Here is a 19006-nt window from a genome sequence, read left to right as displayed (position 1 = left end):
GACAGGGAATTCATTCCCTGTCGGACTGTCGGACTATCGGTTTTACCTGTGGGTTGACACTAATAGACAATGCCGTTTCCCTACAGATTTAACTGACTCCCGAAACGATCGCAAAACCCAGAACTGCGACAAACACAATCAGGGCATAAAATTGAGCGCGACCGTTCTCAATGTATTTCAATCCTTCGCCGCTAACCAGGGCGAGAAAACCTGTCAAATTAACCACACCATCGACGACTCGCAAATCCACTTCCATGACTTGCCGCGCTAAACGGCGGCTGCCTTTGACAAAGAGAAATTCGTTGATATCGTCGAGATACCACTTGTTGAGGGAGAACTCGTAAAGCGGTTTGATTTTTTGGGCGATCGCACTTGCGTCAATTTTCCGGCTCAAATACATCAGAGAAGCCAAAGTAATGCCCAGCAAAGCAATACCTACAGAGCTTCCACCCATAATCAAAAATTCCGTCAAATTGAACTCAGCAGCGTGTTCCAAAACTTCTTCGAGAGACTCGCCAGGAGCGCGAACAAACTGCTCAAAATAATTGGCAAACGGCGTACCGAGAAAACCGATAAACACAGAAGGTACTGCCAACAACACTAGCGGCAGAGCCATTGTCAGAGGAGATTCGTGAGGGAAATGGTCGTGCTCATCGTGACTGTCGCCAGTTGATGCCAATTCCTTAACGTTCATCGCTCCGGGGCCAAAAACGAGACCGGGTTGCAGAAGTTGTTGTTTGATGGCGCTGTCATTGCCCCGGAATTCGCCCTCAAAGGTGCTGAAATACATCCGGAACATATAAAACGCGGTCATCCCGGCCGTCAACCAGCTAACAGCCCACAGAGCGGGATTTGCTGCGAAGGCGCTGGCGAGGATTTCGTCTTTTGACCAAAAACCAGCAAACGGCGGAATTCCGCAGATTGCTAAATTGCCGATCAAAAAGCAAGAAGCGGTAATCGGCATATATTTCCGCAAACCGCCCATGACTCGCATATCTTGAGCCAGAGCCGGGTTGTGGCCGACGACATCTTCCATACCGTGAATGACTGAACCCGAGCACAGGAACAGCATTGCTTTGAAGTAAGCGTGTGTCATCAAGTGGAAAAGTCCGGCACTGTAAGCGCCGACGCCCATTGCCATCACCATGTAGCCGAGTTGGGAGATGGTGGAGTAGGCTAAGCCTTTTTTGATGTCATTTTGGGTAATCGCGATCGAAGCACCCATAAATGCCGTAAAACATCCAGTACAGGCAATCAAATTCATGACGGCCGGCAGTCCTTCAAACACCGGGTACATCCGAGCGATCAGGAATACGCCGGCGGCTACCATTGTCGCGGCGTGGATTAAGGCCGAAATCGGTGTCGGGCCTTCCATTGCGTCTGGGAGCCAGACGTGGAGGGGGAATTGAGCAGATTTGGCTGCTGGCCCCAAAAATATGAGGACGCCGAAGATTGTCGCCAGAGTCGCGCTAAGGGCCCCGGATTCGACTAAGGAGTGCAGGCGTTCGCCCATCACCTCAAATTCAAAGCTGCCGGTGGCCCAGTAAATGCCGAGGATGCCCAGCAGTAGGCCGAAGTCGCCGACGCGGTTGGTGACGAAGGCTTTTTGGCAAGCGTCTGCTGCGGGTTTGCGATCGTACCAAAATCCGACTAGCAGGTACGAACACATACCTACGAGTTCCCAAAAAATGTAAATCTGAACGATGTTCGGGCTGATTACCAGACCCAACATTGACGCGCTGAAGATGCTCAGGTAGGCGTAAAAGCGCACGTACCCGTCATCGTGAGCCATGTAGCCGTCGGTGTAAATCATCACCAAAAAGGCGACCGTAGTGACGATCGCCAGCATTACCGACGTGAGGGGGTCGATGATATAGCCCATGTTCAGCGAGAAGTCGCCTGCAGAAGCCCACTGAATAGTGCGGGTGTAGGGTGCGTGGCCCTGTAGTTGACTCCACAGCAATGCGAAAGAGAGTACCATTGACCCTCCGAGTGCGGAGACGATTAATATCGCATTCGCTTGTCGGAGTTTGTTGGTTGCCTGGTTAAAGGTGATTAAGCCTAGACCTACTAGCATTGCGCCTGCCAGTGGCAGGACTGGAATCAGCCAAGCGTATTGATAAAGCAGTTCCATGACTGATAGGTAGTTTAAAGTTTCTACTAGATATTGCCAAAACTGTAAACAATTGTGACACACGCCTGCGCGACTGGGCCAAAATACTTGATCCAATTCTTTAAGTATTGCTATAGCCGAGTGCGATCGCGAGCGAGACGATCGCACTACTTTTTTCATCACGAGTGAGACGATCGCACTTGCACGCGGAAAATTATTCCGGTGCAAACGGAAACTCTACGACAAATCTCACAGTCCTGTACCTTCAAGACGGCGAGATTTATTTTTGTGTGGGATGGTTGATGGACAAATGGGGAATGCCTTCTGCTTCCGACATAAAAGCCGAAGGCCTTGTCAACAAGAGCCGAATGCCTTGGAACCGTTACCTGTTAGCTACTTCCTGAAGTTGCAGCCGTTGAGATGGGGAAGCTACGTGAGCCGCGAGCATCCAGGAATCCAGAGTCCGCCGCAGTTCCTCGCGTCCTTGGTAGTCTTCCAATCTAAATCGAACTTTATCGCCCTCAAACAAAATCAGCGTGGGCAGACTTGTCAGCCGATAAGTGTGGGCTAACTTGAAACATTGATCAGCATTCACCCCTACGAGCTTGACTTTTTCTGCCCACTGTGCTTCAAAAGTCTTAAGCGTGGGGTCGATCGCGCGGCACAAACCGCACCAAGGAGCCGAAAAGTGAACTAAAACGGGGGTAGAGGCTTGAAACACCTCTTGTGCAAAAGTGCGTTCGCTAACCGACAACACCATGAGCCCTCAAAATTTAATAATTTTTTTCTATCCTAGGGATCATGCTACCAGTATATGTTCCTAGTGACACGCATCAAAAAAGGATGAATTTCCCAAAGCAAACCAGTAAAAATGACTACACCTACGTAGGAAGGGCGGAGGAACTCAAGCAAATCAAGGGTTTGACGCTTTTGTAGGATTGCCAAAAATGGAATTATTGAGGTTCGAGATTTGATGATTTCAAAGGATTGTCCAAAGCGAGCCTGAAGTCGCCTGTCGCCGTGCCACACTCCAAACAGGTGGTGAAGTACCAAACCGATGGAAGTGACGAGGGTAAAGCTAGTGCCAATCCACAGGGTGTGGGCCACGCACCAAATCACCTGTCCCACCATTTGCGGGTGACGGGTGATGCGAATGATGCCCGTTTCGTAGAGGTGAACTTGGGGCTTTTGGACGGCGGCAATTTCTAGGAGGTTGAAAGTTGCTGGGTACAGAAACAGAAAGGAAATTGCCGAAAGTATCCAAACGGCGGGTTTAACTCCGGGTACTCCCTGTACTTGCCAAAGTTGTACGCCGTCGTAGCGGTGGTTGAAAAAGTAGACAACCAGAATGACGGCTAGCGGCAAACTGACAAGGGCAAACAAAACGCGGTAAAGTCTCGGCCCGATCAGCTTTTCACCTTTGGGCCGGAGGGCTGCTAAACCGCTGTGGGCGATCGCAAAAACCAGTAACAGGCCCAGAATAACTAAGTGGGAGTCGAGCGCCAAGTCGATCGTCATTGCAAATATTAAGAAAAGTTATTGATTCTCGGCCAATTTGTGTCACAAAGTATCTATGGGAGCATTCAGCGGTTATCAGTCAGTTAACTGTTCACTGTTCGCTGTTGACTGTTGACTGTTCGCTGTTCGCTGTTGACTGTTCGCTGTTGACTGTTCGCTGTTTGCTGTTCGCTGCCTACAGTCAACCGTCAACCGTCAACTGACAACTGACAACTGACAACTGACAATTTAGATATATGTCTGACCTTCCTTTCACTTTAGACCAGTTACGCATTCTCAAGGCGATCGCCTCTGAAGGAAGCTTCAAACGCGCCGCGGACAGCCTCTATGTATCCCAGCCAGCAGTTAGCTTGCAGGTGCAAAACTTAGAGAGACAGTTGGACGTGCCGCTGTTTGACCGGGGGGGGCGGCGGGCGCAACTGACCGAAGCCGGACACCTGCTGCTGAGTTACGGCGAGAAAATTTTATCGCTTTGCCAGGAAACTTGTCGAGCTCTGGAAGACTTGCAAAATCTCCAAGGCGGTACTTTGATCGTCGGCGCTTCTCAAACAACAGGAACCTATTTGCTGCCCCGGATGATCGGAATGTTTCGGCAGAAGTACCCGGATGTAGCAGTACAGCTTCACGTTCACTCGACTCGCCGCACGGCGTGGAGTGTGGCCAACGGGCAAATCGATTTGGCAATTGTTGGCGGAGAAATTCCTACCGAACTTGTAGAAGCTTTAGAAATTGTTCCTTACGCTGAGGACGAACTGGCTCTGATTCTCCCTCCATCTCACCCGATGGTACAACAAGAAAGTATCCAAAAAGAAGACCTTTACAAATTGCAGTTTATATCCCTCGATTCGCAGTCTACTATCCGCAAAGTAATCGATCAGGTACTGACTCGCTGCGGCATTGACACGCGCCGCTTGAAAATCGAGATGGAACTAAATTCGATCGAAGCTATTAAAAATGCCGTTCAGTCAGGGCTGGGTGCTGCTTTTGTGTCGGTTTCGGCGATCGAAAAAGAGCTGCTTATGGGCGTTTTGCACAAATCTCAAATGGATGAAGTTTTGGTAACTCGCATTTTGTCCCTGATTTGCAACCCCAACCGCTACCGTTCTAAAGCTGCAGAGGCTTTCAGCAATGAAATTTTGCCCCAGTTTGCTACTTATTCGACCATCCCGGAGAAGAAAGAACCTCCGGCCCTCGATTTGGGATTTATAGAAATAGGAACTCCCAACTCGGCGGGAAGTTAATCTCTTAGGTCGCTGGCAGTTAGCAGTTCGCGGTTAGTTGAAAAATCGAAATCTGGTTTAACCATCACTTTTTCTTCCTTCTTCCCTTTTCCTTCTTCCCTTTTCCTTCTTCCCTCTTCCTTCTTCCCTCTTCCTTCTTCTTAGCAAACAAAAATGGAAGTTTACTGCACCCGACCGGGCTGCCCGCGCCCTCAAAACTATTTTCCCGACCTCGATGACAGTTCGCTGCTGAAAACCGTGCAGCAAAAGTTTTGCACGACTTGCGGGATGCCCCTGATTTTGAGCGGTCGCTATTTGCCCGTAAGGTTGTTGGGTCAAGGCGGTTTTGGGGCGGCATTTTTGGCCAGAGACCGCTATACTCCCGCGATGCGGCAGTGCGTTGCTAAACTTTTGCAGCCGTCGGTAAGTCTGACTCCGCCCCAGCTAAAAATCGCTCAAACTCTGTTTGAACGGGAAGCGGCGGTGCTGGAAGAACTGGGAAACGAACATTCCCAAATTCCGAGTTTGCTGGCTTTTTTTGAGCTGACTGTTGCGAGTTTGCAGCCAGGAAAAAACGATCAGTTTTTCTATCTGGTTCAAGAATTTATTGACGGTAAAAACTTGGAGGATGAACTAGCTGTAAAAGGCAGGTTTTCGGAGGCGGAAACGTTGGAGGTGCTGCGGGAAATTTTGAAGGTTCTCGATTTTGTGCACTCTCGCGGTTCGATTCACCGGGATATTAAACCTGCTAATATTATGCGGGGGAAAAACGGTCGGCTTTATTTATTAGATTTTGGGGCTGTTAAACAAGTAACACAAAGTGTTGGGAGTGCAAAAGCTTCGACTGGTATTTATTCTTTGGGTTACGCTCCGCCAGAACAGATGAGCGGGCAAGAAGTTTATCCGGCAACGGATTTTTATGCTTTGGCTGTGACTTGCATTACTTTGCTGAGCGGTTTGCAGCCGACGGAGTTGTTTGATAGTTATAGAAATGAGTGGAATTGGCAGTCGCGGGTGCAGGTAAGTTCGCGTTTGACTCAGGTTCTCGATCGAATGTTGTTGCCGGCTCCCAGCCAGCGCTATCAATCTGCTGCGGAGGTGGAAGCGGCTCTGAAATACAATTCTCAACAGCCTATGGTGGTCGTGCAGCCGCCTGCTGTGCTGACTCCGCCCCCCCTACCTCCTGTGCAGCTACCACCTCCTTTGCCGCCTCCTGTGCCTGTTCCTGTGACTCCTCGGGGAAATCTGCAACCTTCGCAGAGAGGGGCTTTTTCGATTTGGGAGGTTTTGGGAGGGGCTGCGTTTACGGGTTTTGAGGGGGGGTTGCTGGCGATCGCCCTGACGAGTTTGCTGCCGTCTCCAGGCTTGAGTATCGGATTGTTGGGGATGATTGTGGCGGGTCTGATTTACGGCCAGTACCGCAGGGCGATCGAACAAACTGAAATGTTGATTATTGGCGCAGGTACTCTGGCTTTGCTGTGGTTTTTCCCGGCTTTGCAGACGGCGGCACTTGCGATTTATCCAAATTCTCCGATCACTGGTGTGTTGTTTGTGGGATGGTTGGGTGCTTTGGGTGCGATCGCGGGAACAGCTATTTTTCGCCTGATTTATAAGCTCCTTTCAAACGTTTTTTAATGTAATAGTCATCTCCAGAAAAGCCTGTTTTGAACAGGCAAGATGCCTGTTCCACAATAATTATGGGAGATGTCTAATTTAAAATGCAGACTCAGAAGTCTATCTACCCGAATTGGGTGATTGCTTGGGGGCCAGAAGCCCGATCGCACGCTGCAACTTGGGAAACCCCCGGTTTTGCCATAATCGGAACTGAACCCACCTTCAGCCCCAATCAGCGATTTGTGCTGGTAGGTGACTGCTGCTTCGATCGCACTCCAATGCTCAAACAACAGATTGATACCGATGGATTGACCGATTTGGCGATCGTCGCGCGGCTGTGGGAGCAGTACGGTACTAAAACACTGAGCTTGCTGTCAGGACAATTTGCCCTTGCCGTGTGGGATAGAGACGAGGAAACCTTGTGTCTGGGGCGCGATCGCGTCGGAGCCAAAACCCTCTATTACACCCGTACAGGAACGACTCGCTGGATCGCGCCTCGACTGCGATCGCTCAATCCGTATCACGATCGAGAACTTGATTTAGTTGCTTTGCGCGACTATTTGTGCTGTGCGTTTGTACCCGGAGCACAAACGCTGTGGGAAGCCGTGCGAGAGTTGCGACCCGGTAGCTACCTGTACTTACCGGATATTGAGGCGCAGAGATACTGGCAGCCACAGGAGCAAATTACTAACGCCGATCGCCCTTTGGAATGGCATAGTCAACAAGTGCGAGCGCTTTTGGAACAACTGGTGCAAGAAGGACTACCAGCCGGGGAACCTGTCGCAGCATACCTTTCGGGTGGTATTGATTCAAGTTGCGTCGTGGCGATCGCCACAAGGCTGCACGATCGTCCGGTGCACACTTTTTCGATGCACTTTGGTGCTCAATATCCCAGCGAGATTGAATTTGCCAACATCGTCGCAGCACATTGTGGCACTGAGCACCACGTTTTGGAAGTTTCGCCAAAGCAAATTTGGGAGTTGCTACCGGAAACGCTGGCGGCGATGGATGATCCAGTGGGGGAAGGCTTGACGGTTCCCAATTTGCTGCTGGGGCGATCGGCAAAGCAATTCGCAGACGTGGTACTCAATGGGGAAGGTGGCGATCCGTGCTTTGGCGGGCCGAAAAATAAGCCGATGCTGCTGAATAGTTTGTACGGTTCGGTTCAGGGTAAACCAGAGCCGATCGCAGCTTACTTGACTTCGTTTCAAAAATGCTATGTGGATTTACCACGTTTGCTGAAGCCGGAGGTTTGGGAAAAGGTGAAGAATGCGCCTTCCGTCTTTGCTGAGGAATTGCAACAGACAGAAACGACGTTTTTGAATCGGCTGATGCGACTCAACATTGAGTTTAAAGGAGCCGATTACATTTTGACCAAGGTGAATAATCTCACGGCTGCGGCGGGACTAAAAGCTCGATCGCCCCTATTCGATCAGCGGATGGTGGCGCTGAGTTTGCAAATTCCGCCAGAGTACAAGCTTTCGGGCGCGCAGGAAAAAGCGGTTCTCAAGGCTGCTGTGGCGGATTTGCTACCCGATGTCATTGTCAATCGTCCGAAAAGCGGGATGGTAATGTCAATGCAGCAGTGGTTTTTGAGGGATTGGCAGCGGCAAGCGCGATCGTTGCTGCTGAATCGTCATGCGGCGATCGCGCCTTACCTCGATCGAACACTAATCCGCGAGTGGCTAAACTATCGTGGGGAAGTTTTTCCCCGCTATGGGCTGAAGCTTTGGCTGCTGGTGACGCTGGAAATTTGGTTACAAGTGAATCGCCGTTAGTTATCCAAAATTAGGACACGGCGCCGTGGCTTTCGTCGTGTCAACTTCAGCAGTAGACGCCCAAATTTCTCGATCGACAGTGGCATTTTTCCTATGCGGTTTTCGCTCTTGTTTATAGAACCGATTTGACATCTTTTAGGCTGCCAGCTTTTTAATCATCAGCCTAATAATATGAATTATGGTTGTATGGGAATGATTAAACCGCAGAGGGCGCAGAGGATACAGAGAAACGGAAGAGACAGATGAATCATTCCGATGCCAACGGATTTGATATACAGTGTATTTCATAAACCTGGAATACGCTGTATATAGCAATCCTAAATCATTTGTCAATTTCTTACTCCCTCCCCTTGGTAAGGGGAGGGTTGGGGTGGGGTAAAAATTTTACGACTCCTGCAAGGATTGCTATAACTCTCCTGCGATGATTATGGGATGTTTGGTTTCACCCTTTTTAAATTCGCCCATAGTCTCTTGAAATTGCCAGCAATTATCCAATCGCCAGCGATTCTTCAACCCGCAATTTTAACCATCCGCATTTTTAACCCCCAATTTCAATCACTATTTTACCGGTTACTGATCCTGTTTCTAACAGTTCGTGAGCGGCTTGCGCTTCTTCGAGAGGGAAAGTTTTGCTGACGTGAATTTTTAGTAAGTTGCGATCGCACAAACGAGCACACTTCTGCAAAATATGAGCCTGCTGTTCCTGTTCATCCACCAAACCTTCCAGCATCGGTGTTAACATTAATTCCAGACTAATTCTCAGATTCCGCATTCTCGCTGTTTTCAAATTGCCCAAAGCTGGATCGGGTTCCAAAATTGTTACCAAATCTCCATAAATCTTCACAGCCGGAATAGTTTGGTAAAAAGTTTCTCCCCCGACTGTATCGAAAGCCAAATCAACTCCTTGTCCTTGAGTCCAAGTCAAAACCTCATCGACAACATTGGTATTTTTGTATAAAATAACTGAATCTGCACCTAAGTGCTTGACAAAATTGGCTTTTTCCTCAGAACTAACAGTCGTGCAAACCTCTGCCCCCTGCAACTTCGCCAACTGTACCGCGACGTGGCCGACACCGCCGGCACCAGCTTGAATCAGCACCTTCTTTGATAACACCTGGCCGGCTTGCAAGCGCCCTCGATCGTACAGCGATTCCCAAGCTGTAATTAAAACTAACGGTGCCGCCGCCGCCTCAGTAAAACTTAAAGCAGCAGGCTTGATGGCGAGAAAGCGTTGGTCTACAACCGCAAACTCAGCATAAGTACCGATCGACCCACCCAAACCGCCATTGCAGAAAAAAACCTCGTCTCCCACTTTGAAACTTTGCACACCATCACCGACAGCCTCTACGACTCCAGCACCGTCGCACCCCAAAACATGAGGAGTTTTTTCGGGGTAAAAAGTGCCGCGCGATCGCAACTTAGTATCTATCGGATTGATACCCGCCGCTCGCAACCGCACCAAAACTTCAGTTTCTGTTTGTATAGTAGGGGCTGGGATATCTTGCAGTTTCAATACGGACGGGCTTCCGGGCGTTTCAAAAACGATCGCTTTCATCAGGGTTATTAACTCTCTTGTCGCCTTCACTGTGATCCTACCTTGTATTCGTTACCCATCCGTGACGATACTTAGTTATTTTTAAATAGATTGGCTTCAGATAACTACAATAATTGTCGAGCGGTGCTAATCGATGTTCGAGCTAGATTTATTTTTTTACTTTGAGATTCTTGTATATCTTCTGGGATTATCGGCGACTTTAGCCTTGGTGTCCGCGATTTATCTCAAGTGGCACCGAAGGCCTTCCAGTCTACCGCTAGCCCAAGAGCAACGGCCGTTGGCAGAATTAAAGCCCGACGATTTATCTGCGGGATTGAAAAAACGGAAAAACTTTTTGATTTTTCCCAACTCAAATCAGTGGCTGGCAACTGACAGCTTCTTGGGTAAAGTTTTAGGTATGGGCCGGGCTGTATTCTTGGCCAAGCAAGAGCGCCTAAGTGTGAATTCTTCCCCTCTTTTGGGGCCTGGAACTAGCAAAACCCTAAATCTGAGCATTTCGGGTTCGATGGGAGACAATCCCGATCGCCCGAATGCCGATAATTCTCCCAAAGTTAATGGTTTCGCGCAATTAGAGGAAGATTTGCTGGGCGAAATCCTAGCAGGTACTGATTCGCCGGGGGGGGCAGAATTCTTTGATGCCTTAGTTTGCCACTTAGCCTCAGCACTCGGAGTTCGCACCGCCGTCGCGGCCAAATCGATTAAGTCGAAGGCACGCACTGATGCTGCTGCCGATAGATTGCAAGTTATCAGTTTTTGGAGCGACGGACAGCAGCAGCCAAACTTTGAGTGCGACATCGCCAATACTCCCGAAGCGCGGGTGCTGGAGGAGGGAATGTATTCCTGTCCCGACAACCTCTGGGAAACCTTTCCAGAAGACCGCAGATCCGTAGTTACAGGTGCGCGCAGTTTCCTGGGAGTCTTGCTGAAAAACTCTTACGGCGAACCTTTAGGCATTATTTGTATTTTTCACGATCGACCCCTGGTGGAAGCACATCTTGCCAAATTCCGATTAATTCTCAGCATCTTTGCCGGACGGGCCGCCGCCGAATTAGAGCGGCAGCGCCTTGAAGCAGCACTGTCCACTGTAGAAGCGAAATACTGCGCCCTGGTAGAACAAATGCCCGCTGTCACCTACATTTCTCCCCTCAACCGCAAGGCTGCCAAACTTTACATCAGCCCGCAAATCGAGACTTTTCTAGGTTATTCTGTAGCTGAATGGAGAGCAGATCCCGACCTGTGGCTGAAACTCGTTCACCCAGAAGACCGTGACCGCGTGTTAGTTGAAAACGCTACACAGAAATTCAGCGATGGAGAAGATATCTTCTGCGAGGGGTCGCTGGTTTCAGAATACCGTGCGATCGCCCGCAACGGTCGAGTCGTCTGGTTCCGCGATCAAGCGACTGCAGTTCGCGATGAAGCAAGCAAGTCTGTCATCCTTCAAGGAGCAATGTTTGACATCACAGAGACGAAAGTAGCTGCCAGCGCGCTGCTAGAAAGCGAATACCGCTATTACACCTTGGCAAAAATACTGCCGGTCGGGATTTTCCGCGCCGACGCTACTGGAGATTGCTTGTACGTCAACCAGCGATTTTTGGAGATGGCGGGACTGACGGCGCCAAAGGCACTAGGCGAAGGTTGGGCGCAAAGTTTGCATTCCGAAGACCGCGATCGTGTTTTGAGCCAGTGGTATCGCGCTGTCACAGACAAGTTGCCCTGTAAGTTAGAGTATCGCTTTTGCAACGGTGACTTTACAACCTGGGTATTTTGGCAAGCAGTGCCAGAAATGACCAAAAGCGGGGAAGTTCTAGGCTATCTCGGCACGTTGACCGATATCACCGATCGCAAGCAGGCAGAATTCGCGCTGCAACAGGCGGAAGAGAAATACCGCAGTATCTTTGAAAATGCGATCGAAGGCATTTTCCAGGCAACGCCCGACGGACGCTACCTCAGCGCTAACCCTGCTTTGGCGAGAATTTACGGCTACGACTCTGCCGCCGAATTGATCGCAAATATCCAAGACATAGACCGCCAACTTTACCTCGATCCCAAGCGCCGCGTCGAGTTTTTGCGCGCGATCGAAAAACACGGTTTTGTGTCTGAGTTCGAGTCCCAAGTTTACCGCGCTGACGGCACTACTATCTGGGTTTCCGAGAACGGCCGGGCAGTTCGCAACCCTGACGGAAATTTACTTTACTACGAAGGCACTGTCGAAGATATTACCCTCCGCAAAATAGCAGAAGATAAGTTAGTACACGATGCTTTGCACGATATGCTAACCGGTTTGCCCAACCGATCTTTATTTATGGATCGCTTGGGGCACGCGATCGATCTTTCAAAACGCCGCCCCGAGATTTTGTTTGCGGTGCTGTTTATCGATCTGGATCGCTTTAAGGTTGTTAACGACAGTTTGGGGCATTTAGTTGGCGATCGGTTGCTGATCGCGATCGCGCAGCGTCTGGGAATCTGTTTGCGCGCTGGAGATACCGTTGCCCGTCTCGGCGGTGACGAATTCGCTATTTTGCTGGAAAATATCAAAAGCACCGAGGATGCGATCCAGATTGCCGAACGAGTGCAGGCGGAACTGGCAGAGCCTTTTTACCTTAACGAGTATCAAGTTTTTACCAGTGCTAGCATTGGGATTGTTTGTTCTGGTTTACCTCAGTATCCAAGGGAAACCAGCAAACTGTCGAGCGCGGGAAATCTGGGAAATATCGATCGGGAAACTTCTTTGTCTTGTTTATGTTCCGACTCTCCTGTTCCCAATGTCCCGTTCCCCATGTTGTACGATCGACCGGAAGAACTGCTCCGAGATGCAGATGCTGCCATGTATCATGCTAAGGGATTGGGCAAAGCTCGCCACGAAGTTTTTGACTTAAGTATGCACACTCGCGCCGTCGCCCTTTTGCAACTGGAAAACGACCTGCGACGCGCTTTAGACTGCCAGGAATTTCAGCTTTACTATCAGCCCATTGTCTCTCTAATTACCGGTAAAATCAGCGGTTTTGAAGCGCTGCTGCGGTGGTATCACCCGCAGCGGGGTGTCGTATCTCCGGGCGAGTTTATTTTAGTAGCTGAAGAAACTAGATTGATTATACCTATGGGCTGGTGGATGATGCGATCGGCTTGTCATCAGATCCACGAGTGGCACCAAAAATTCCCAGCAAATCCGCCGTTGACTGTCAGCGTCAACCTTTCTAACCAGCAATTTAAACAACCGGATTTAATCGATCGCATTCGCGAAATTTTACAAGAAACTCAGCTTGACCCCCGCACTTTAAAGGTAGAAATTACTGAAGGCGTCATCATGGAGAATGCCGAATCAGCAGTCGCTATCCTCGCGGAATTGAAAAATTTAGAAATTCAATTATATATTGACGATTTCGGAACTGGCTATTCTTCTTTGAGCCGCCTGCACACTTTTCCAACTGATGCTTTAAAAATTGATCGAGCTTTTGTTAGCCGCATGACTGAAGATGAAGGCAACGAAGCGATTGTACAGACTATTTTAATTTTAGCCAGTCATTTAGGCATGGATGTAATTGCTGAAGGAATCGAAACCATCGAACAGCTTAATTTACTCAGGGCGCTGCAATGCGAATACGGACAAGGATACTTTTTCTCAAAGCCGATAGACAGCATCGCAGCCACACTTTTAATAGAAAGTCAACCTGAATGGTAATTGGATTGTTGACGGTTGACTGTTGACGGTTGACTGTTGACGGTTGACTGTTAACCTTTGGCTTTTTGTTTGAGTGAATTAAGATAGGCATTCAGTTTTGGGGAAAGTTCATTTAATAAGGGATGCAGGCGATCGCTCTGTTCTTGAGTTAAAAGATTTCGAGCGTAGGCAAGTCTTAACCAGTGTCTTGTTTCGTTTAATGAGCCTCTGGCAATTTTAACAAAACGCTGATTATCTTGGCAGCTATAGCGTCCATGTCCTTCTGCAATATTAGCACCAACACTATCAGCCGATCGCACTATTTGTTTGCCCATCGTATCCTTCGTAAACTCGTCCCATTTTTTAACAATAAACCATATTTCGTTTGATATTTTTTCAGCTAATTGATAAACTTGTAGCTGTTGAAAGCTTTCCATATTAGCTTCTTTAAATAATTAATAGCCAACAATTAATTAATAACCCATACAAGTTAACCGTGAACAGTCAACCGTCAACCGTGAACCGTGAACAGTCAACAGTCAACAGTCAACCGTCAACTTCCTTAAACTTTCGCTTCCAAAGACTTGAGAAACTCAGTATTTACCCCCGACTCCCGCGTCAGGGCAATTTTCCCAGTACGAGCAATTTCCTTAATCCCAAATCTATTCAGAACCTGGACGATCGCCACCATTTTACCCGGATCACCCACAACTTCCAATGTCAGCGTATCATCACCAATATCCACAACTCGGGCTCTAAAAATTTGAGCTAACTCAATGATCTCCGATCGCGTCCCGGTAGCAGCATTAACTTTCAGCAACATCAACTCCCGTTCCACACAGGGAATTTCCGTTATATCCTGAACTTTAAGCACGTTAATCAACTTGTACAGTTGCTTGGTCAACTGCTCGATAATCTGGTCATCTCCGGGTACAACCATCGTAATCCGAGACACTCCCACTTGCTCCGCCGGGCCAACGGCGAGACTTTCAATATTAAAACCCCGACGGGCAAACAAACCAGCAATTCGAGTGAGGACACCCGCTTCATCTTCAACTAAAACCGAAAGAGTGTGTTTCATTTCTCCAAAAAGACGCATTTCGTGCAATTCTACTTTCGCCAATTCGCCTTTTAGCAGAAGTGCACGCCCATTGAACCTGCATTAGACATTTTATCGCGAGTTATTGGCCGTTCATCTCCCGCGAAAAAAACCTCTGGATAAATTTCGCTTTTACCGCAGTCTCGATCCCCTTAAATCCCCCTTAAGAAGGGGGACTTTGATAGCACTCCTGTCTCCACCTTGTTAAGGGGGGTTAGGGGGGGATCGGCTTGATCTCAACCCTAAACCCGCCCCAACCAGGTTCTGGGCGCACCCGATCCAAGTTTTTTTGTGTACGAACGTACACAATTACGCGGCCGAATAAAAAGTTTCCAGGTCTTGTCGCTGAGGGGGACTGAAATTTTGAGACCCATTGGGTCTCAAACTTCCTTCACAGAAAAACCCGGTGTTGCAGCGACGGCATCTGGCGGCGGACTTGTTCTAGTCGATCGGGATTAATTTCTGCGATCGCCACACCCGGTTCCTCTCCAGCATCCGCCAAAACCGCGCCCCAAGGATCTATAATCATCGCGTGACCGTGTGTTTGACGGCGGCCGTAGTGGCGGCCAGTTTGTGCAGGGGCAATCATATAACAAGTATTCTCGATCGCCCTAGCTTGCAACAAAACCTTCCAGTGATCCTTGCCAGTGTAAGCAGTAAACGCCGCCGGCACGAACAAAATATCAGCCCCCTTGTACGACAAATGCCTGTACACTTCCGGGAACCGCACGTCATAGCACACCGAAAGTCCCAGCGTCCCCAACTCCGGTGACACATAAACCGACGGCAAATCTTCACCAGCTTTCACAGTGTTCGATTCCCTGTAAGTAATGCCGTCGGGAACATCCACATCGAACAAATGTACTTTTCTGTACCTTGCCACTTCAGTGCCGTTTGGGTCTACCAGCAAACAAGTATTGTATACCTTCCCCCCGGTCGTCGGCACTGGAAATCCGCCGCCCAGAATCGTTACCTGGAACCGTTGGGCCATCGTTTTGAGGAATTTTTCGCTTTGGAGTCCGATCGCCTCTGCAAGAGCCATCTTTTCCTCCTCTTCTCCCATAAACGAGAAATTTTCTGGTAAGGAAACTAACTCCGCACCCCGACGCACTGCCAGGTCGATTAATTCCTCTGCCTGAACCAAATTTTTTTGCAGGTCAGGCAAGCTAGTCATTTGAATTGCTGCGGCGAGATAAGACTTCATCGATTCACAATATTAGTCATTAGTCATTAGTCATTAGTCATTAGTCATTAGTCATTAGTCATTGGTAACTAATTTGATAACTAAATAGTTGATATCCTTGGATTTTACCCATTTATGCGCTGTCTGGCACGAACTGGTAGGGTTTGAGAGTTTTGATATTTGAGCTTTAAATTAACCTGTAACTCATAATTCAAAAATCAAAACTCTCAACTTTTACCTCCACCGTCAACAGTCAACCGTCAACCGTCAACCGTCAACCGTCATAGATTTTGCAACCTAATTTCCCTCAAATCTTAAGGCATCGGATGGAAAAGCAGGTCGGGGAAAAAGCGGTTAAATTCAATTAAAGCCGCAGCTTGAATAGATATCCAAAGGATAGCCAATACTGGTGCTGTCGAAAGAAACTTGACAAAGTATTGCATGAATTCTGCTCCTGAAAATTCGAGACAGTTGGTAATTGCCGATCGGTCTAGCGCGCTAATTGCTAATTGTCAGTTAATTACTTAACTGTTAGCTATTAGCTCTTCTCCATTTCCCAATTTTAGCGGGGGGAAACAGTAATTTCGTCGTCCTTCGCAAACATTTCACCACTGGTGATTTCTTTGAGAGCTGCCAGAGGCCACAAAAAGCCGGTCAGCATACACGAGATTGCCACAGGAACGTTGATAATAATCTCTTGTTCCTCTGGACTTGCTGATTTTTTGGCAATTTGCAGATAAGCGCGGCCGACCCAGCCAATCCAACCTGCGATATACAAGAACAGTATGCTAGGAATCAAAAAGTCCCCTGCTTTGCTCAAGTTGCCATCTACGATTAAGTGCGGGTATCCTTCCGGGCCACACATAGCTTGAGAATAGCGCTCGAATCTTGCTTTCGCAGATGCGGGGTCGCCATTCGTAGAACGTGCATTTTTAGCCAGTTCCTTAAATTCGGGAGAGTCTTTGCACGGCACTAAATTGTAAGCCGAAGCAACTGGAGTAAAACTGATCCAGACACTCAACACTAAAATTGCAGCAAACAATCGTCGCATGGAATTGTTTCCTTTTGTTACAAAACAATAAGTTTTTGTACAAGCATTTCAACTTGCCGATCGGTCATCCAGATGATCGTGTTTGTTGACAGTGTAAAGTATCCATCATTGATGCGGCAAAGCCCAATAGAATGAGGGATTCCCGTTTTCATAGGTCAATGCTGAGCTAGCAATACCGCGAGGATATTCCTTCCTTGCATCAGATGATGACCTTACCTGTCGATCGGGCAATAAATCCCTTAACAATAACCTGAGTACAGGTAGAGCGCGGGACTTGCGCCGAATTAGTTAAGCTAGCAATAACTAACCTATCAAATAAAATTACCAGTTAATGGCAACCATTTTCGCAATCGAAACAAGTTGTGACGAAACAGCAGCAGCAATTGTTAAGAATCGTCAAGTTTGCAGCAATGTTGTAGCATCACAAATTAAAATCCACGAGCAGTATGGCGGGGTAGTACCGGAAGTGGCTTCGCGGAGTCACCTAGAAATGCTCAATCAGGTAATTGCCCAGTGTCTCGGTGAAGCAAACCTGAGTTGGTCAGAAATTGACGGCATTGCAGCGACTTGTGCCCCCGGTTTAGTAGGTGCATTGTTAGTCGGGCTGACAGCGGCGAAAAGCTTGGCAATAGTCCATCAAAAACCTTTTTTAGGCGTCCACCACCTCGAAGGGCACATCTACGCTTCTTACCTTACCGAACCCGACTTGCAGCCACCGTTTTTGTGTTTGTTAGTTTCCGGGGGACACACTAGCTTTATTTATGTCAAAGATTGCGGCGTTTACGAAACTGTAGGACACACACGCGACGATGCCGCCGGCGAAGCTTTTGATAAAGTCGCGAGACTGTTGCAGCTAGGATATCCCGGCGGGCCGATGATTGACAAATTGGCCGCCCTTGGCAATCCCCAAGCATACCCCCTACCAGAAGGCAGAATTTCCTTGCCTGGTGGCGGCTACCATCCTTACGACAGTAGTTTTAGCGGCTTGAAAACCGCAGTTTTGCAATTAGTACAGAAACTCAAGAAACAAAATAACAATGTGGATGCCGAAGGCATCTTGCCTGCCTCTACAATTAATGATATTGCGGCTAGCTTTCAGGAAACAGTAGCCAAGGGTTTAACAAAAAGAGCGATCGACTGCGCCGTAAATTTCGGGCTTACCACTATTGTAGTCGGTGGCGGAGTGGCAGCAAACAGTGGACTCCGAAAACATTTACAAGCAGCAGCAGCAAAACACAACTTGCGAGTATTGTTTCCCCCATTAAAATATTGCACAGACAACGCAGCAATGATCGGCTGTGCGGCGGCAGAACACTTGCAGCGAGGACACACATCGCCGCTGACTTTGGGAGCAAATTCAAGAATGGCCCTCAGCGATATTATGGAACTGTACAATAGTCATTAGTTATTAGTCATTAGTCATTAGTCATTAGTCATTAGTCATTAGTTAACAGTCAACAGTCAACAGTCAACAGTTAACAGTCAACAGTTAACAGTCAACCAAACGATGAACATCCGATCCGCAGTAGAAAGCGATTTACCCGCAATTGTCCAAATATACAACGCAGCAATACCAGGCAGAATGGCCACCGCAGATTTAAAACCAGTCTCAGTCGAAAGCCGCCTCCCGTGGTACAGAGAACACTCCCCCAATTCCTGGCCGATTTGGGTAATGGAATCAGAAGAAAATATCGTTGGCTGGCTGAGTTTTCAGCTTTTCTACGGACGCGCCGCCTATCAGCATACAGCAGAAGTTAGCATCTACGTCGCACCCGATCGCCAGCGCTGCGGAATCGGACAAAAATTATTGCAATCGGCAATTAAGCGGAGTCCAGAATTGCAGCTTAAAACACTCATGGGCATAATTTTTGCACACAATCAGCCGAGTTTAAGATTGTTCGAGAAATTTGGCTTTCAGCAGTGGGGATATCTGCCGCAAGTCACCGAACTTGACGGCGTTGAAAGAGATGTGATAATTCTGGGTTTGCGTTGTCTGTAGGTGAGATGTTGCACCATTCTCAAGAACAGGCAAGATGCCTGTTCCACAATAAAATTCACCTCTTGTGGAACAGGCATCTTGCCTGTTCCTAAAAAGATTATTGACAATGCTGCGATATGAGATGTTGCACCATTTTCGCTTAACAGGCAAGATGCCTGTTCCACAATAAAATTCACCTCTTGTGGAACAGGCATCTTGCCTGTTCCTAAAAAGATTAT

At 48.3% G+C, this 19006-nt stretch carries 16 protein-coding genes; 7 read left to right on the top strand and 9 right to left on the bottom strand.

All coding sequences use genetic code 11. The features are described from left to right. Positions 1-88 precede the first annotated feature (88 nt). The gene (locus tag QUA58_RS15920; protein WP_333394858.1) at positions 89-2134 is read right to left on the bottom strand and encodes an NAD(P)H-quinone oxidoreductase subunit 5; all 2046 of its coding nucleotides are present in this window, start codon (positions 2132-2134) and stop codon (positions 89-91) included. Positions 2135-2298: 164 nt separating this feature from the next. Here QUA58_RS15920 and QUA58_RS15915 point away from each other — a divergent pair, with 164 nt between their 5' ends. After that, complete coding sequence (locus QUA58_RS15915) at positions 2299-2517, top strand: hypothetical protein (protein WP_333394795.1); 219 nt, start codon at positions 2299-2301, stop codon at positions 2515-2517. Here QUA58_RS15915 and QUA58_RS15910 read toward each other — a convergent pair. Together QUA58_RS15910 and QUA58_RS15905 are read right to left on the bottom strand one after the other, a co-directional pair. Then, positions 2496-2873 (bottom strand): thioredoxin family protein, encoded by a 378-nt coding sequence (locus QUA58_RS15910; protein WP_006635621.1) that lies wholly within the window; start codon positions 2871-2873, stop codon positions 2496-2498. The genes QUA58_RS15915 and QUA58_RS15910 overlap by 22 nt on opposite strands. A 44-nt stretch (positions 2874-2917) precedes the next feature. Continuing rightward, on the bottom strand, positions 2918-3631 hold the full coding sequence (locus tag QUA58_RS15905) for an NnrU family protein (protein WP_333253157.1): 714 nt from the start codon (positions 3629-3631) through the stop codon (positions 2918-2920). Positions 3632-3867: 236 nt separating this feature from the next. On the opposite strand from QUA58_RS15905, the gene QUA58_RS15900 reads away from it, so the two are divergent. The 3 genes from QUA58_RS15900 to QUA58_RS15890 all read left to right on the top strand — a co-directional run bounded on the left by QUA58_RS15900 (position 3868) and on the right by QUA58_RS15890 (position 8243). Beyond that, positions 3868-4872, top strand: coding sequence for a LysR family transcriptional regulator (locus QUA58_RS15900; RefSeq protein ID WP_333253159.1), 1005 nt, complete (start codon positions 3868-3870; stop codon positions 4870-4872). 153 nt (positions 4873-5025) lie between these two features. Beyond that, positions 5026-6486, top strand: a complete 1461-nt coding sequence (locus tag QUA58_RS15895) for a serine/threonine-protein kinase (RefSeq protein ID WP_333394794.1) — start codon at positions 5026-5028, stop codon at positions 6484-6486. Between the two features lie 83 nt (positions 6487-6569). After that, positions 6570-8243, top strand: coding sequence for an asparagine synthase-related protein (locus tag QUA58_RS15890; RefSeq protein ID WP_333394792.1), 1674 nt, complete (start codon positions 6570-6572; stop codon positions 8241-8243). 538 nt (positions 8244-8781) lie between these two features. On the opposite strand, the gene QUA58_RS15885 is transcribed toward QUA58_RS15890, so the two are convergent. Beyond that, positions 8782-9798: a zinc-dependent alcohol dehydrogenase family protein gene (locus tag QUA58_RS15885; protein WP_333394791.1), complete on the bottom strand. Its 1017-nt coding sequence runs from the start codon at positions 9796-9798 to the stop codon at positions 8782-8784. Positions 9799-10075: 277 nt separating this feature from the next. Here QUA58_RS15885 and QUA58_RS15880 point away from each other — a divergent pair, with 277 nt between their 5' ends. Then, on the top strand, positions 10076-13477 hold the full coding sequence (locus QUA58_RS15880; protein ID WP_333394790.1) for an EAL domain-containing protein: 3402 nt from the start codon (positions 10076-10078) through the stop codon (positions 13475-13477). A gap of 50 nt (positions 13478-13527) precedes the next feature. On the opposite strand, the gene QUA58_RS15875 is transcribed toward QUA58_RS15880, so the two are convergent. The 5 genes from QUA58_RS15875 to QUA58_RS15855 all read right to left on the bottom strand — a co-directional run bounded on the left by QUA58_RS15875 (position 13528) and on the right by QUA58_RS15855 (position 16789). Beyond that, on the bottom strand, positions 13528-13893 hold the full coding sequence (locus tag QUA58_RS15875) for a four helix bundle protein (protein ID WP_333214792.1): 366 nt from the start codon (positions 13891-13893) through the stop codon (positions 13528-13530). Positions 13894-14018: 125 nt separating this feature from the next. After that, the gene (ilvN, locus tag QUA58_RS15870) at positions 14019-14537 is read right to left on the bottom strand and encodes an acetolactate synthase small subunit (protein ID WP_333253232.1); all 519 of its coding nucleotides are present in this window, start codon (positions 14535-14537) and stop codon (positions 14019-14021) included. Between the two features lie 409 nt (positions 14538-14946). After that, positions 14947-15759: a carbon-nitrogen hydrolase family protein gene (locus QUA58_RS15865; protein ID WP_333394789.1), complete on the bottom strand. Its 813-nt coding sequence runs from the start codon at positions 15757-15759 to the stop codon at positions 14947-14949. A 293-nt stretch (positions 15760-16052) separates the two neighbouring features. Then, on the bottom strand, positions 16053-16181 hold the full coding sequence (gene psaJ, locus QUA58_RS15860; protein WP_333037175.1) for a photosystem I reaction center subunit IX: 129 nt from the start codon (positions 16179-16181) through the stop codon (positions 16053-16055). Positions 16182-16300: 119 nt separating this feature from the next. Next, positions 16301-16789 (bottom strand): Photosystem I reaction center subunit III, encoded by a 489-nt coding sequence (locus tag QUA58_RS15855; RefSeq protein ID WP_333253170.1) that lies wholly within the window; start codon positions 16787-16789, stop codon positions 16301-16303. A 331-nt stretch (positions 16790-17120) separates the two neighbouring features. On the opposite strand from QUA58_RS15855, the gene tsaD reads away from it, so the two are divergent. Together tsaD and QUA58_RS15845 are read left to right on the top strand one after the other, a co-directional pair. After that, positions 17121-18194, top strand: a complete 1074-nt coding sequence (tsaD, locus tag QUA58_RS15850) for a tRNA (adenosine(37)-N6)-threonylcarbamoyltransferase complex transferase subunit TsaD (RefSeq protein WP_333394788.1) — start codon at positions 17121-17123, stop codon at positions 18192-18194. A 102-nt stretch (positions 18195-18296) separates the two neighbouring features. After that, on the top strand, positions 18297-18788 hold the full coding sequence (locus QUA58_RS15845; protein WP_333394786.1) for an N-acetyltransferase family protein: 492 nt from the start codon (positions 18297-18299) through the stop codon (positions 18786-18788). The last annotated feature ends 218 nt before the right edge of the window (positions 18789-19006 follow it).

Source organism: Microcoleus sp. N9_A1 (assembly GCF_036701795.1).
Lineage (GTDB): Bacteria > Cyanobacteriota > Cyanobacteriia > Cyanobacteriales > Microcoleaceae > Microcoleus.
The sequence above is the reverse complement of the archived record's forward strand: the minus strand, read 5'-3'. Positions and strand labels throughout refer to the sequence as shown.

Excerpts from the sequence above, each read along its gene's own strand:
- QUA58_RS15920 (WP_333394858.1), bottom strand. The coding sequence starts at position 2,134 with ATGGAACTGCTTTATCAATACGCTTGGCTGATTCCAGTCCTGCCACTG.
- QUA58_RS15910 (WP_006635621.1), bottom strand. The coding sequence starts at position 2,873 with ATGGTGTTGTCGGTTAGCGAACGCACTTTTGCACAAGAGGTGTTTCAA.
- QUA58_RS15905 (WP_333253157.1), bottom strand. The coding sequence starts at position 3,631 with ATGACGATCGACTTGGCGCTCGACTCCCACTTAGTTATTCTGGGCCTG.
- QUA58_RS15900 (WP_333253159.1), top strand. The coding sequence starts at position 3,868 with ATGTCTGACCTTCCTTTCACTTTAGACCAGTTACGCATTCTCAAGGCG.
- QUA58_RS15895 (WP_333394794.1), top strand. The coding sequence starts at position 5,026 with ATGGAAGTTTACTGCACCCGACCGGGCTGCCCGCGCCCTCAAAACTAT.
- QUA58_RS15890 (WP_333394792.1), top strand. The coding sequence starts at position 6,570 with ATGCAGACTCAGAAGTCTATCTACCCGAATTGGGTGATTGCTTGGGGG.
- QUA58_RS15885 (WP_333394791.1), bottom strand. The coding sequence starts at position 9,798 with ATGAAAGCGATCGTTTTTGAAACGCCCGGAAGCCCGTCCGTATTGAAA.
- QUA58_RS15875 (WP_333214792.1), bottom strand. The coding sequence starts at position 13,893 with ATGGAAAGCTTTCAACAGCTACAAGTTTATCAATTAGCTGAAAAAATA.
- ilvN (WP_333253232.1), bottom strand. The coding sequence starts at position 14,537 with ATGAAACACACTCTTTCGGTTTTAGTTGAAGATGAAGCGGGTGTCCTC.
- QUA58_RS15865 (WP_333394789.1), bottom strand. The coding sequence starts at position 15,759 with ATGAAGTCTTATCTCGCCGCAGCAATTCAAATGACTAGCTTGCCTGAC.
- psaJ (WP_333037175.1), bottom strand. The coding sequence starts at position 16,181 with ATGCAATACTTTGTCAAGTTTCTTTCGACAGCACCAGTATTGGCTATC.
- QUA58_RS15855 (WP_333253170.1), bottom strand. The coding sequence starts at position 16,789 with ATGCGACGATTGTTTGCTGCAATTTTAGTGTTGAGTGTCTGGATCAGT.
- tsaD (WP_333394788.1), top strand. The coding sequence starts at position 17,121 with ATGGCAACCATTTTCGCAATCGAAACAAGTTGTGACGAAACAGCAGCA.
- QUA58_RS15845 (WP_333394786.1), top strand. The coding sequence starts at position 18,297 with ATGAACATCCGATCCGCAGTAGAAAGCGATTTACCCGCAATTGTCCAA.